Source organism: Mannheimia granulomatis, assembly GCF_011455695.1.
Taxonomy (GTDB): Bacteria; Pseudomonadota; Gammaproteobacteria; order Enterobacterales; family Pasteurellaceae; genus Mannheimia; species Mannheimia granulomatis_A.
Genome location: NZ_CP015030.1, coordinates 2096650 through 2109472, shown reverse-complemented (window position 1 = coordinate 2109472; position 12823 = coordinate 2096650). Strand labels below are relative to the sequence as shown.

The 12823-nt window shown below is 41.3% G+C and carries 7 protein-coding genes; 4 read left to right on the top strand and 3 right to left on the bottom strand.

The window, feature by feature from the left end; translation table 11 throughout:
• The first annotated feature begins 114 nt into the window (after positions 1-114).
• The gene (gene rimO / locus A4G16_RS10180; protein ID WP_165889742.1) at positions 115-1449 is read left to right on the top strand and encodes a 30S ribosomal protein S12 methylthiotransferase RimO; all 1335 of its coding nucleotides are present in this window, start codon (positions 115-117) and stop codon (positions 1447-1449) included.
• A 9-nt stretch (positions 1450-1458) separates the two neighbouring features.
• Positions 1459-3456: an adhesin gene (locus tag A4G16_RS10175; protein WP_165889741.1), complete on the top strand. Its 1998-nt coding sequence runs from the start codon at positions 1459-1461 to the stop codon at positions 3454-3456.
• 108 nt (positions 3457-3564) lie between these two features.
• Here the strand turns inward: A4G16_RS10175 and A4G16_RS10170 are convergent, their stop codons facing one another.
• Positions 3565-4353 (bottom strand): 4Fe-4S cluster-binding domain-containing protein, encoded by a 789-nt coding sequence (locus A4G16_RS10170; RefSeq protein WP_165889740.1) that lies wholly within the window; start codon positions 4351-4353, stop codon positions 3565-3567.
• A 2-nt stretch (positions 4354-4355) separates the two neighbouring features.
• Positions 4356-5897 carry a YjjI family glycine radical enzyme gene (locus A4G16_RS10165; protein WP_165889739.1) on the bottom strand — a complete coding sequence of 514 codons (1542 nt, stop codon included), beginning with the start codon at positions 5895-5897 and terminating at the stop codon, positions 4356-4358.
• 246 nt (positions 5898-6143) lie between these two features.
• Between A4G16_RS10165 and A4G16_RS10160 the strand changes: the two genes are divergently transcribed.
• Entirely contained in the window at positions 6144-6977 is an 834-nt protein-coding gene (locus A4G16_RS10160) for an alpha/beta hydrolase (protein WP_165889738.1), read from the top strand.
• Between the two features lie 46 nt (positions 6978-7023).
• On the opposite strand, the gene A4G16_RS10155 is transcribed toward A4G16_RS10160, so the two are convergent.
• Positions 7024-11544 carry a S6 family peptidase gene (locus tag A4G16_RS10155; protein ID WP_165889737.1) on the bottom strand — a complete coding sequence of 1507 codons (4521 nt, stop codon included), beginning with the start codon at positions 11542-11544 and terminating at the stop codon, positions 7024-7026.
• Positions 11545-11696: 152 nt separating this feature from the next.
• Here A4G16_RS10155 and A4G16_RS10150 point away from each other — a divergent pair, with 152 nt between their 5' ends.
• Complete coding sequence (locus A4G16_RS10150; protein ID WP_165889736.1) at positions 11697-12800, top strand: CdaR family transcriptional regulator; 1104 nt, start codon at positions 11697-11699, stop codon at positions 12798-12800.
• Positions 12801-12823: the final 23 nt, after the last annotated feature.

The window sequence follows — 12823 nt, the reverse complement described above, 5'->3', positions numbered from 1 at the left end:
AAAATTTGACCGCTTGTTATCGCTATTTAGGGCAAGATTTTGTAAAATCTTGCCCAACTTTTTTACCTACAAAACAAAATTGTAGGGATTTTTATTTTTTATATTGAGAGTTATATGAGTGCTTCACCAAATATCGGATTTATCAGCCTAGGCTGTCCTAAAAACCTTGTGGATTCAGAGCGTATTTTAACGGAGCTACGTTCTGACGGTTACAATATTATTCCAAGCTACGAAGGGGCAGATTTAGTCATTGTAAACACCTGTGGTTTTATCGACAGTGCAGTGCAGGAATCACTCGAAAGTATCGGTGAAGCATTACAAAACAACGGTAAAGTAATTGTCACCGGCTGCTTGGGTGCTAAAGAGAATCAAATTCGCGAGGTCCACCCGCAAGTGTTGGAAATTACCGGCCCACACAGTTATGAGGCGGTGATGCAACACGTACATAAATATGTGCCACGTCCGGAATATAACCCTTATGTAAATCTCGTACCGAAACAAGGGGTAAAACTGACGCCCAAACATTACGCCTACCTAAAAATTTCTGAAGGCTGCGACCACCGTTGTACCTTCTGTATTATTCCGTCTATGCGGGGCAATTTAGACAGCCGTTCGATTGTGCAGGTGCTGGATGAAGCAAAACGCTTGGTTGATGCAGGCGTGAAAGAGATTTTGGTTGTATCACAAGACACATCAGCGTATGCAATGGACAAAAAACGCGAAAGCGGCTCAAAAACCGTATTCTGGAACGGTATGCCGATCAAAAACGATTTAACCACACTATGCGAACAGCTTGGCACACTCGGTGCGTGGGTGCGTTTGCATTATGTTTACCCGTATCCAAGTGTTGATGACTTAATTCCACTGATGGCAAGCGGTAAAATCCTGCCGTATTTGGATATGCCGTTACAACACGCAAGCCCGAAAATTTTAAAAGCCATGAAACGCCCTGGCTCGATTGATCGCACACTGGAACGCATCAAAAAATGGCGTGAAATCTGCCCGGATTTAACTATTCGCTCGACCTTTATCGTTGGTTTCCCAGGCGAAACCGAAGAAGATTTCCAAATGCTGCTTGATTTCTTACAGGAGGCACAATTAGATCGTGTAGGCTGTTTCAAATTCAGCCCGGTTGAAGGAGCTGTCGCAACTGAGATGGAAGATCAAGTGCCGGAAGAAATTAAAGAGGAACGTTTCCACCGCTTTATGGCACTACAACAACAAATTTCTGCCGAACGTTTACAGCGTAAAATCGGTAAAACTTTGCAAGTCATCGTCGATGAAATTGATGAAGAAGGCATTATCGGGCGCTCTCAAGCGGACGCACCGGAAATTGACGGTTTGGTTTATGTCGATAACCCCGCAAACCGCGATATTACTGTAGGCCAAATTATTTCAGTCACAATTACAAACGCAGATGAATATGATCTGTGGGGAACATTAAATTAAGGACAAATCATGTCAGAAGAAAAACTGCCTAGCGTTATTCGCTTTGAAAAAGCTGTCGCAGCTAAAGATTATGAAGGTGCTTGTAATGAGTTGTTAGCTATCCTTTCGAAATTAGATAGCAACTTCGGTGGAACTTCCGGGATCGAATTTGACACACCGAGCCAACTTGACAATTTAGAAAAGGAACAAGCGATCTACTTTTGTACTCGAATGGCAGTCGCAATTACCCGTTTATTTGAAGATCCTGCAATGGAAATTTCAGAGCACGGTGCTTTGCGTTTTTTAACTCTGCAACGCTGGATCGCCTTGATTTTCGCCAGTTCTCCATATGTAAACGCCGACCATATTTTGCGTTCATACAATAAAAATAAAAACACTACAGATATCAACTCCGTAGATTTAGAAGCAACTTTATCCGCGTTGATTAAGTTTTGTATTTTATATTTGCCGGAATCAAATATCTCATTAAATCTAGATACTGCTTGGGGAGCATCGCCAGATTTAACTGCATCGCTTTGTTTTGCTCTGCAGTCTCCCCGCTTTATTGGTACAGCAACAGCATTTTCAAAACGTGCGGCAATTTTGCAGTGGTTCCCATCTAAATTAGCGCAAATTGAAAATCTGAATAAATTGCCTAATTCGATTTCTCACGATGTCTATATGCATTGCAGTTATGATACGGCAGCAAACAAACATGACGTAAAACGGGCATTAAATGAAGTTATTCGCCGCCATCTACTATTCGCAGGCTGGGAAGACAGACAAATCACGCAGTTAGGCGAGCGTAACGGCAAACCTGTTATGGTGGTATTATTAGAGCATTTCCATTCTGCACACTCTATTTATCGAACCCATTCAACCTCAATGGTTGCTGCTCGTGAGCATTTTTATTTGATTGGATTAGGTAGTGAAGCAGTTGATGAAGCAGGACGTGCTGTTTTTGATGAATTCCATGAAACACCAAAAGAGGGAACGTTATTTGATCGCCTTTGGTTTATTAGAGAACTTTGTGAGCAAAACGGTCCTGCAGTATTCTATATGCCAAGTATCGGTATGGATTTAACCACTATTTTTGCCAGCAATGCCCGTTTTGCTCCGATTCAAGCCGTGGCACTCGGTCATCCGGCAACGACTCATTCTGATTTTATTGAATATGTTGTGGTAGAAGATGATTATGTAGGGACTGAGGAGTGTTTTAGCGAAAAATTATTACGCTTACCCAAAGATGCTCTGCCTTATGTGCCATCTGCATTAGCACCGAATTCTGTCGTATATAACCTACGTGAAAAACCGGAAGCGGTGAATATCGGTATTGCATCAACAACCATGAAGCTAAACCCTTATTTCCTTGAAGCCTTAAAAGCGATTCGTGATAGAGCAAAAGTGAAAGTGCATTTCCATTTTGCCTTAGGTCAATCAAGTGGTATTACACATCCTTATGTAGAGCGCTTTATTAAAAGTTACTTAGGTTCTGATGCAACTGCTCATGCTCATTTACCTTACGAGGAATATCTAAGTGTGTTACATCGCTGTGATATGATGGTCAACCCGTTCCCGTTTGGTAATACAAATGGCATCATTGATATGGTAACACTCGGCTTAGTAGGCGTTTGCAAAACCGGACCTGAAGTGCATGAACATATTGATGAAGGTTTATTTAAACGCTTGGGTTTACCGGAATGGTTGATTACCCAAACCGCAGATGAATATGTTAACTGTGCAATTCGCTTAGCAGAAAACCATGAGGAACGTTTAGCAATTCGCCGTTATATTATTGAAAATAATAGATTGCAAACCTTATTCTCCGGTGACCCTCGCCCAATGGGACAAATCTTCTTGGCCAAGGTGAATGAGTGGATTGCAACGACACACTCACAGACAGAAACCGCTAAACCCAAGAAAACGAGGAAAGCGGCAACGACCGATAAACCACCTGTGAAAAAAGAGGCAAAAAAAGCAGAAAAAACGCCAAGTAAAAAAGCGAAAACATCTGCTAAGACATCTTAATTAAAACAGAAAAACCGAGCAAAAGAATGCTCGGTTCTTTTTTGCAAAAAATCAGGCTTTTTTAACCGCTTGTATCAGCCAACTCTCTCACTCAAAATACACTATCCATCAATAAATCGTGATAATTTTTTGAATTCCGCATTGTTTGGCAAATTCAGCCAGTTTATCTGTTTGCTCTATTGTAGGCACAAAAGGCGCCAGCCCTTCTTCATCCCTTGCCCCTTTAGTATGTACACGAATAATTTTGAGTAATACCTCAGGATAAGGGCGAAGCAATTCCGCTACTTTCTCAATCAAATGCTGTGCATCATAAAACGCGGTCACATAAACCAAGCGTACCTCTTCCACCTTATCAAGCGGTAATAATTGCGATAAATTTTGCAAATTACGGGCAAGATTTTCAGGTTTGATATGATTTACCGAGGGAATAATCTGCTCGGGTACTTTTCCACTTTGATTTTTGCGATCAAAACATAAACTTTGCAGCCCTATCCCATCCCCTTTTAAATCAAATAAAAATTTATCGGTTACCTCAATAAGTGGCTTAGTTGCTTCATATTCAAAAAAGCCACTACTGTCGAGATAACACGTCAAACCTTGCTTATGCAGTGCATCAAACAACGGAATCAACTTTTTGTGATGAATGGTCGGCTCCCCGCCGGATACAGTCACGCCACGAATAAACGGCACAGCATCCATTACCTGCTCGTATAGATATTGCAAGCTCACCTGTTTTGCCTCCTCAGTATAACGCGGAATGGTTTCCGGGTTGTGACAGTAGAGGCAATTCAGTTTGCAACCTTGCAAAAAAATGCTGGTGCGATTACCTTGTCCCTCAACATTGGAGAACGGGATAATCCGATGCAAAGGGACAAAAATGTCTGAAAGTGCGGTCATCGCTATCCCGCATTCACATTTTCTTGGTCACGTAATTGACGGTCGAATACTTTCGCACAATCATCGGTGCCTGCACCATACCATGTGGTATCACGCAATACCGCCTCGCCCTTACGGTAACGCTCTACTTCACTTTTCTTCACTAAATAGCCTGTTACACGAATTAAATCGGTGTTTTTCAGATAAGTAGTGATATAACGATAGCCCTGTGCAAACGAACCATCAATAATATCTACCACCGCATCTAAATGATCGGTATAGGTTTGGTCAAAGGCGAATAAATCCCCCGTACCGGACGGGAAATATTTATGGAACGGTGCTGACTGTTTTAAATGTGCCAATAAAGTTGGCTCTTCACCCACACGAATCCGGTGAGCAGGCGTATTCATTTTATCTTCTGCGTGATTGCTTGCGCCCACTTGAGCATGCAGTAAATACTGGTTATTAGTACGCTCAGCATATAAACCTTGATGAGCATTATTCACTGCTTGTAGCTTATCCATAATTAAAGTTGCAATTTCATCACCACGCTTGCTTTGACCAAAGGTTTCATTTAAACCTTCTTGTTTCAACAAGTGATTTACTGCATCTGCCAAGCCTACAATGGCAATCATTCCGGTGAAGTTAGTACGCTTAATAAACCCTTCTTCTACCAAGAAACTGCTTTCGAAGAAGTTGCTTTCTTCTACTAAGAATTTATGGCGTTTATCCATGGTAGAAAGGGCTAAGTTTGCCACTTTTGGCAGAAGTTCATTGACCATTTCATCGACACTTGTACAAGCTCGCCCAATAGTACCTAAACGTAAACGAGTTAAGGTATAAGCACCACCACATTCAGGTAAGGCGTTATAGCAACTTGCAATACCGTATTCATCCCCTAAATCTTGGCGATAATAGGCATCGTTAGCAAAAGAAGGTTTTGAAACTAACAGACAGGCTTTTGCCGCGAGTTCAGCAAACTCCCGCGAGGTCTTCTGTTTGTCATAACGAATTGTCATATTAGGTGTAGTGTTTTCAAGCTCAATCACTGCTTTTAAAATCAAACGACCGGCTTTGGTATCATAAGGTCCGATATTGGCATGACAGAAAGAGTCTGCGATGGTTTTATCGATATGATTGAGGAAGCGTTTAATTTTGATGTAATCTTGCTCTTCATCAGTTATAAACGGATCAAGTAACGCATCTAAACGCCCGATATAAACAGGGTAGGTAGTAATGGATGGCACATGTGAATAAAGAATTAATAAGCCGTCTAAAGCTTCATCTAAATTGGTTGGTGGCGGTAAATCCAAGAATTTACAGCCTTTTTGCATATACACATTATAATCAGGCAGAATATAACGAGGACGGTAAATAGCATAGCCCTCACACAGATCACAAATCATCTGATTGTTAATATACGACCACTCTTCCTCTGTATAACCTAATAGCTCAACCGGGCTGAACAACCGTTCGGCAATATTGCCCAAACTCATTAATTTTTGGTGATAAGTTAGATTTTTGGCTTTTACAACCTCAAGAATATCCTGTAATGAAGCTTGCATCTTTTTCTCCTTGCCTAAATTTTGAATAATAAAGATTGTAGCGAAGCTAAATTAAAATTACTGTGATCTAGATCACGATTTCTTTGTTCGACTTCTAATAATAAACCCAATATAACCAACTGACTGTTGCCATAACAATGCTATAAATTTGCAAAAATTTGGCTTTTTATGACCGCTTGTTTCACCTGCTTGGATTACTGTGTAAAATAGCTTCCATACTTAATCGAAACAGGAACGAAATACAAAATGGCACATTCACCTTTCAACCATCACTACTTAGAAATGCAAGAACACTTTCTTTATGTGCCATACTTACAACAGCACCGACGCATTCGAGTGTTGCTACCGAAAGACTATCATCATGAGACGTGGCAAACCTATCCGGTGCTATACATGCACGACGGACAAAATGTATTTTATAGCAAAGAGTCTTACTCCGGACACTCGTGGAAAATTATTCCTACGCTGAAATCTCACCAAGAATTACCTAAGTTAATTATTGTTGGCATTGATAATGCAGGAAAAGAGCGTTTAAATGAATATGCTCCTTGGAAAACAACGACAGGCTCTACGCCGGAAACCCAAAATGCAGGCGGGCTTGGTGCAGAATATGCCAAATGGCTGGTAGAAACGGTCAAACCTTTCATTGATATTCACTATCGAACTAAATTTCAGAAAGAACACACATTGCTTGCCGGTAGCTCAATGGGAGGAATTATTACTGCGTATATAGGCGGTGCTTATCCACATATCTTCGGACATCTAGGCGTATTTTCGCTTGCCTCTTGGTTTAGCGAATCTGATTTTTTAAGGTTCTGTCACCAATCTCCCCTTTATTCAAATACCAAAGTCTTTATTCAAGTAGGTACAAATGAAGGTGATGAAATAGACTCGCACTTTATTTCCAATATGAATCAAGCCTACATTGATTGTACGCTTAACTATTATCAATCTTTGATTCGTACAGGATTGCCCTTAGATAATATCCGCTTACGGATAATGGCAAATGAAATCCACCACGAAATGCATTGGGCAGATCATCTTGTAGATTTTTTAAGATTCTCGCTGATTCAATATTAATGACTTCCAGATAAAAAGAAAGGCACCTTAAAGGTGCCTTTCAACATTACCATTGATAACCGATTTTCACGCCTGCAAAGCGTTGTTTCTGAATTTCGTTACCTTTTAGGAAACCTGCATTAACTGCCACTTGCCATTGGTTACGTGCAAATGCAACACCGGCTTCAGTTTTCACATAGCGACCAAAACGTTGCTCAAAATTATTGCCGTTTACTGCAACATTTAAGTGCTTGCTGTTTGCATCAACATAGTGTGCCGCTAAGCTTGGCTCAACACTCCAGTCTGCAAGGGCAAATGCTTTGCTCACTTTAACGCCTGCTTGGTAAGTCATAAAGTTTGCCGTTGGGCTGTTCACTTCCACTTCACCTAGGTTGTATTGCTTGCCACTTAAACGATAGTAGCGTGCACCAACAGACGGTTGTAATTTCACACCGGCAAGGTCAAATTCATGACCAATATTTGCACCAACGGCGCTAATATGGCGGTTAAAGCGGTTTTCACCAAATAAATCAATACGGTTTTTCGCTTTACCATAGCTGCCATCAAGGCTCACAAATGTTCCCTTCTCTGACTGCCATTTACCGTATAAGGTTGCCATCAGTAAGTTAGATTTGCCGCTTACTCCTTCATCAAACTCTGCGTTTGCGTGGTTTTTCGACAATACCGCACCTGCAGTGAAACCATTTGCCAATGGCATTTCTACGCCAACTTGGGTTAAGTTGGTTTGTTGCTCATACGGACGGTATAAGTTCGATTTATGCTCGGTTTTTTGGTGCTCTAAGCTACTCCAAACGTGTAATTTATCGTTATGGGTAAATAGTTGGCGATCCAAACCGTTACCGATTTGTAACGCACTATTTGCTTGAGCTGATAACTCAGATAATGCCGTATTCGCATATTGGCTTACCCAGTCACCTTGATTAATTGCCGTGCCCGCTACATTATCTGCAATTTGGATTAAGTCACAGGCTGCACCGTTTTCTTGGCAAAGTTGTAACATTTCACCTTTTAAGCCGGCTTTTGCACTTTCAACATTGGCACGTAAACCACTTAAACTTTCTTCAGTACGATTTGCAACATTTTGTGCAGAAGCGACCGCTTGTTCAGCTTGTTTTAAGCGTTCTGCTGCAGATTTTGCACTACCGTTAGCACTATTCAATGCAGCAGTAGCTTGCGCTACTTTTTGTTTTGCCGTGCTAATCTGACCTTGAAGCTGACGCGCATAAGACGGATAGTAATATGCATAATAATTAGCGTATTGTTGTAACTGAGTGAGTTCAGCATTCGCTTCTTTCAACTTCGTTTGTGCTGTGCTAGCTGCTTGTTTTGCTGACTGTTCAGCTTGGCGTTGTTTAGTGATTTCAGTCGCTAAACGTGCAGCTTCTTGACGCTGTTGTTCCGCTGTACGAATTGCTGTCTCAAGCTGACTTGTCGCCGCTGCAATGCTGGTATTGCGGTTTTGTGCATCTTTTAGCGGGTTGTACAAACGGTAGTCGTAGTTGCGGTTTGCTAAAATATAGCGGTATGCCCCTAAATCCACATAGCCGTTCTCTAATGTCACATTCACATTATGCTGATTTTGTGCCGCATTCGCTAAGGTTAATAAACTCAACGGGCTAACTGAAGCCGCTTCATTGCCTGAGTTGCGTAATGCAAGGGTGAATTGCCCTTCAGCCACACCGTTTACTAACACGTGATCGCCTTGCTCTGCCGCCATATCAGTCACATAGTTGATTTTACCTGTACCGGTTAAGTTACCATTAACGATCAATTTGTTAAAACGTGCCGGCACGCCATTCGCAAATTGTTCGTTTAACGTGATGCTTGAACCCTGTTCAACACGTAAATTACCCACTGTACTGTTACCGTTATTTGTCCAGCTTGCCGCATTTGATAACGTCATTTGCGTGCCGTTATCTGCTTGAACGGTTCCTTGTAGGTGCGCTTTACCTAAATTTAACTGACTGTTGTTACGCAATACCGTGTTGCCGATAATTTGTGTCGTTGGCAAGTTTGCAAAATTTTGCTCAGAAATCACCGCTTGTTGTGTGCAATTTGTCACGCCACTGTACTCAGAATAATAGCAACTTGGGCTTTGGCCGTTAATAAAGCCAAGATTAAGCTGAGCATTATCGGTTGCATTTAAGTTTGCTGTTACGCTTGATACATTACGTCCAACATAAAGTTGTGACCAACCGTTCGCTACAATTTGGTTTGCACTGAATTGGCGGTTTTGCCAGTCATCTTCATAGACCACATCTTGCTTGTTGTTTACATCATAAGCATGTGGCGTTGGGCGACCGGAGAGTAAGAATTTCCCACCTTTTAGGGTTAAATTGCCGTTTAAGTTTAACCCGCCTGAAACCACATAGAAGTTGTTAAGTTTTTCTTGCTCTAACAGTGCATTTTTACGTGCAACGATTTTATTAATCGCTTCTTGTCTATTGCTTGACAAATATTCCCAATCATCATTACTTTGACGGTTTGTTGGCACCGCTTTTTTCGGATCGCCTTTTAAGGCAAAGTAGTCGCGAATACCGTCTTGCTTATGGGTAAATTGGTAAATATCTGCACCTGCCACCAAGCCTTTACCCCAAGTGACCGATGAAGCTGTCGCTAACGGGCGAGATGCTTGTGGATCGTAAACAACATTGAGCTGTCCATTATTTTTACTGCTGTCTATTTCACCAATAAAACCGTTAAAAGTACGATGGATAGGGCGACTATTTTTCTCCGCTAACACTTGTCTTACTGCATCAGCTTTATTGTGTGATAAAAACTCCCAATCTGCACTGCTACTTGCATTACTTGGGAAATAAGCAGTTGCTTTTCCTGTTAAACGGAAATAGTCGGTACGATTATTTTTGTGAGTATTGATATATTCATAGATATCGCTACCTTCTTTTTTCCATTCACCCCATTGGATATCTTCCTCAGTGAATTTATTCGGAGTAATCGTTAATGTTGCTGCATTATTTGCATTATTAACAATTCTCGCTCCTTCATCGGTATTTTGCAGACGATTGAACGTTAAGCTATTGCCATTAAGATCTAAGCGTCCACCACGGAAACCAAAATAAATTTTGTTCGGGTTCACTTGATCCGCACTATTTAACACAACAGTCGGACGACCACTCACAATCCCTACTTTATTAAAAGCTTGTTTTTTGCCATTATGAGCTTGTTGGTCCAGTACAACCGTACCGTCGCCTACGCTAATATCACCACGATTTTCACCACGACCGTTTACATACAGCGTACCCTCGCCTAATTTAGATAGGCGATCGCCTTGCGGGTTTTTTACCTGCCAAGTCACTCGTTTATTAGGTGCTACCGTAATACCTGCGCCTAGCCAGGTTTGATCATTTCCTGGGCGAACAGTCACATTTGCATCAAAGTTCAATGCGCCTGCACCTTGATCGATATTGCTTTGCAAGACAATAGTGGCATCTTTGCCGCTAAAGTTTAACGTTTTACCGTTTTGCTCTTGCGGTAGTTCCACTTCAATCACATCGGCACTGCCTTTCGGATAAGCTTTGTTATCTCTAATGGTGCGATCAGCCAGAGATACCGCTAAATGCTGACTTCCATTTTGTGAGTAAATACGACTGCTTTTACCGTTTGCCAGCCACTCAAATATTGCGCCTTCTTGCTGATTATTCAGTTGCCCTGCAATATCTTCAGCAAATTTACGCTCGTGGTAGTCTGTACGAATGGTACTTGTACGGTTGAATTTACCTTCCATTCCGCTGTAAGAGTTGGTTACCGCAACCACCACCCAGCGTTTTTCTTGGCTATCATAACCGTAAATTGCCGAGCCACTATCGCCCGGAGTAGAGTAAGTGACTAACGGACCATATTTATTGTCATAAACACTACCTGTGAAATCAAGCCAAGGCTTGTCTTTACGATCTTCCATTGCAGCTAGTGGTGTACCACCGATTAAATAATTATAAGCACCGGCAAGTTGGGTATTTTTATTGTTAGTATCACGAATATTTTGACGACCTGAACCGGCACGTGCAAACATCGTAAAGCGTGTATTATCCAAATAAACCGTACTGCTATTGCCGAGATCACTGACTTTTGCCGGTGCAACTTCGGTCACTAATTTATTCAATCGAGGAGTATGGTAATCCCAGTTTGCCCCACCCTCTACTTTTTCGTGGTCGTTTCTATCTACAATTTTATAAGCGTAATGGTTTGCATCACGGTTATTGCCCGGTGCACCAAATTCAATACTGCGATATACGTGAGGTGTGTTGTGAGCCACACTCACTAAGTATTGCGGGGCAATTAAGGTGGAATAACCGGCATTTCGAATACCAGCACTTAAATCAAGCATAGGAATGTTGGGTAACATTGTCCCAACGTGGTTGCCTTGAAGATCTTTAATATCAACATTGCTGGCACCTACAGTAAATCTGCCTTTATTTTCAGCAAAATCACGGAAGTATTGATAATCCACATCGTTACGCACTACAGAAGCATAAGCAGGTAAGACAAAGGTTATTGCCACAGCAGAGGCAATATAAGAAAGATTAAATTTTTTTGTTAGTCTGTTCATTTTAGTATGGTATGGTTTGAAAAAGGCGTGGATTTTAATTGAACAACTTAACTTAATCAAGTGGCTGGACCAGTATATTTACGTTTTATTACAATCATAGGTAATACCTTATATGCCTATGCATTTCTTTATCTCATTTTGCAGGTAAATTTATGAAACTTAACCGAGCAATTGCCGATCGTATCGTCCAACGTACTATGCAGATTATCCCAAACTCCGTAAATGTAATGGATGAAAACGGGGTTATTATTGCCTCCGGAGACCAAAGCCGTATAGGTCAGCTCCATACTGGGGCAATCATTGCGTTACGTAACAGTCAAGCGGTCGAAATTGACGAAAATCTTGCAAAACAGTGGCATTATGAGGCGAAGGCAGGGATTAACCTACCGTTGAATTACCTTGGCTCAAATGTCGGTGTAGTGGGGATTTCAGGTGAGCCAAATGAAGTGCGGCAGTACGCCCAGTTAGTGAAAATGGCGGCAGAGCTTATTATGCAGCAAGCATTTGAGTTAGAGCAAGAACGTTGGCAACGCCGTTATCGGGAAGAGTTTGCCCGAGCTCTGCTCAAAGGTACGTTAAGTCAAGAGAAAATTCGTGAGCAAGCGGTCTTTTTCGGGCAAGATTTTGCAAAACCGCTGTCGGTCACTTTAATTAAAATGAACGAACCTACCGCAGACAAATTACAAGGCTTAATTGATTATTTGGAACACCATTTCCCGCATTTACTCACCGCAGTGGTGAGCTTGGATAAAATCGCGTTAATTAATAATTTAGCCGCCGATAAATCGTTGATCCATTATGTCTTGACCAAGCTTTCTGAGTGGAATATTTCCTTTAAAATTGTGGTAGGGTTGTCGGTAGATAATCTTTCTCAAACTACCATGTCTTACCAAACTGCCCGCCACACTCTAAATTATGCCGAACAAATGCAACTACGTCGGCAAACGATCTATTTTGATGATTTTAAACTACCGGCGTTAATGTACAATTTCAGCTGTTCAAAAGAAGGAAAAACGCTGCTTGTCCCTTTCCAGTCGTTACTCAATTCCGATAAAAAACAGATGTTGCTGAAAACATTACGGCAATATTTTTTCTCAAATTGTGATCTGAATCACGCAGCACAGAAATTGTTTATTCACCCAAATACCTTGCGTTACCGTTTAGAGAAGATTGAGCAAATAACAGGCTTATCTTTCAATAATATAGAGCAAAAATTTATCCTTTATTTAGGAGCCGTTCTAGCAAATAAATTGTAGAAAACTACAAAACAAGCGGTCAT